Source organism: Rhodoferax sp., assembly GCF_014859475.1.
Lineage (GTDB): Bacteria > Pseudomonadota > Gammaproteobacteria > Burkholderiales > Burkholderiaceae_C > Rhodoferax.
Genome location: NZ_JACUUE010000272.1, coordinates 1 through 2,677, shown reverse-complemented (window position 1 = coordinate 2,677; position 2,677 = coordinate 1). Strand labels below are relative to the sequence as shown.

The following is a 2,677-nucleotide window of genomic DNA, read 5'->3' as shown; positions in this document are numbered from 1 at the left end:
GGGGTCATGGATTGCCGCGCTACGCTCGCAATGACGGCCGATTTGGGACTGTTCATGGAAAGCGAAGCGCGGCAGTCCATGCATCCGGAAGTCCTGGATTGCTTCACTGCAATCGCAATGACGGCTACTGTCGCCATGACGAGCCTTCCGACACGACAAAGTGAGTCCCTTATCACGCGCTCAGCCACGCGGATGGTGCTGCGCGTGCAAGACTTTCAGGCGTTCCCGGGCTACGTGGGTGTAGATGGTGGTGGTGGAAATATCCACATGGCCAAGCAGCAATTGCACCGCGCGCAAGTCAGCGCCATGGTTGAGCAAATGGGTGGCAAAAGCGTGGCGCAGCGTGTGCGGCGACAAAGGCGCGGTGATGCCTGCCAATAGCGCATATTTTTTGACAATCATCCAGAACATGACCCGGCTCATGGCGGTTCCCGGCGTGCTGCCGCGCACGGTGACAAACAGCGCCTCGCTGGCGTGGCCCGCCAACAGCTCGCCCCTGGGCTGCGCCAGATAGCGCTTGAGCCACAGGCTGGCAACCTCGCCGAACGGCACCAGGCGCTCCTTGTTGCCCTTGCCAAAAACGCGCAGCACGTTGTCTGACAAGCTGACATTGAGCACCTTCAAACCCACCAGTTCGCTCACACGCAGGCCGCTGGCGTACATCAGCTCCAGCATGGTGCGGTCGCGCACGCCCAGCGCTTCGGACGTGTCGGGCGCGTTCAACAGCGCCTCCACCTGTGGCTCAGTCAGCGTTTTGGGCATGCGCAGCGGCTGTTTGGCGGCCTGTAGCTTGAGCGTCGGGTCGGTGAGCAGCAAGCGCTCGCGCAAGGCCCAGCGGTAAAAGCGCTTGAACACCGTCAGGCGACGGTTGGCGGTGGTGGCTTTGGTTACGGCGTGCTGATCGGCAAAGTAGCCATTGAGCAGTAACTCGGTGCCGTCCAGCAAATGCCCACCCTGCCCGGCCAGCCAGGCACCAAACAAGGTGAGGTCGCGCCGGTAGGCCGCCAAAGTGTTTTTGGACAAGCCTTCTTCGAGCCACAAGGCATCGATGAAGGTGTCGATCACCGGATCGGGTGTGCTGTTTGCGTGGTGCGCAGTCGATTTCGCAGGGGCTGGTGTTCGGGGCATGGGCAGGATGACAAAAATGAAGTGCGCCATCTTATGCCCGAGCGACGGCCGACTGTCACCTGTGGGCAACAGCGTCGGCTTTGGCGTGTCCCGGCCTGCTATTCTCAAGGCGTGAACTTTGCCCAACTCCTCTTTCCCGACTTTTCGCTGATCCTGATCGGCTACCTGATCTGCCGTTTCACGCCGCTGAACCGCACGGTCTGGACGCAGGTGGAGCAACTGGTGTACTTTCTGTTCTTCCCAGTGCTGCTGTTTCATTCGATCCTGAAAAGCCCGCTCGACCTCGGCGCGGCGGGCAACCTGGTGGGTGCTGGCTGGGCGCTGGGGCTCGGCGGCATTGCCATGGCTTATTCAGTGCGCTACTGGCCGGGCTTGGGGCAGCACGTGGCGGCGCGTCAGCACGCGGCCAGCGCCCAGGTGGCTTTCAGGTTCAATTCTTTCATCGGCCTGGCGCTGGCCGAGCGTCTGGCCGGGCCACCGGGTCTGCTGGTCATTGCGCTGCTGATCGGCGTGAGCGTGCCGCTGATGAATATCGGTGCGGTGTGGCCAATGGCGCGCCACGCCGAGCGCGGGTTTTGGGGCGAACTGGTGCGCAACCCGCTGATCATCGGCACCGCCAGCGGGCTGGTTGCCAACCTGGCCGGTTTCTCGATCCCGGGCTGGGCCGAGCCCACGGTAAACCGCATTGGCGGCGCATCGCTGACGCTCGGACTGATGGCCGCCGGTGCCGGCATGCAACTGAGCGCCCTGAACCACGCCAAGTTGTTGGGCATGGCCGTGCTGTTGATTCGCCATTTGCTGATGCCGCTGTGGGCGCTAGCCTTGTGCCTGATGTTTGGCCTCAATCAGGTGCAAGCCACCATCTTGCTGATGTTTTCTGCCCTGCCGACAGCATCGAGCTGTTATGTGTTGGCCGCACGAATGGGCTATGACGGGCCCTATGTGGCCGCGCTGGTGACCGTGTCCACTGTGCTCGGCATGCTGAGTTTGCCGCTGGCGCTGGGGGTTTTGCGGCCTTTTGTTTAGCCAAAGGAAACACCAAAATCGGTGGCGTGCGTCGTGTGACGAGCTCATCTTGCCGCGTTCAAACGGCGGTGACTTGCTTCGCGTGGCAACCGGCAGGGGCGGCCACCTCATGCTGGGGTACCAGAAATCGGTGACCACCCCTGCCGGTTGCCACGCGAGATGGTGCATGTGCGACGATTTTTCAAATCCAAATCCAAATACCGGGACAGATGCCCTGCCGGGTTTGCGCATCACCAAGCCGAGCTATCCGTTTCTAATTTGCATGAATCCGGAGCGATGCCACAAATCATGAAAGAGTACCGTCGTCGCGAGCCAGCTGTATCTGGCCCGATCCCGCACACGGACCTTGAACAGAGACTTCGTCACTGCGAGCCTGCCGAATCGGCTCGATACCGCACACAGACCATGAACCAACCCCGTCATCGCGAGGCCGCAGGCCGTGGCGATCCATGCAGTCGGCAGTCATGCATTGCGTCACTTCGTTCGCAATGACGACCTCATTTCACCTTAACGCACCGGCGTC

The 2,677-nt window shown here is 61.4% G+C and carries 2 protein-coding genes; one reads left to right on the top strand and one right to left on the bottom strand.

Annotation, left to right across the window (positions count from 1 at the left end):
* Positions 1-180: 180 nt before the first annotated feature.
* Positions 181-1,158: a site-specific tyrosine recombinase XerD gene (gene xerD, locus IBX54_RS14235; RefSeq protein ID WP_296543313.1), complete on the bottom strand. Its 978-nt coding sequence runs from the start codon at positions 1,156-1,158 to the stop codon at positions 181-183.
* Positions 1,159-1,239: 81 nt separating this feature from the next.
* On the opposite strand from xerD, the gene IBX54_RS14230 reads away from it, so the two are divergent.
* On the top strand, positions 1,240-2,154 hold the full coding sequence (locus IBX54_RS14230) for an AEC family transporter (protein ID WP_296543312.1): 915 nt from the start codon (positions 1,240-1,242) through the stop codon (positions 2,152-2,154).
* Positions 2,155-2,677: the final 523 nt, after the last annotated feature.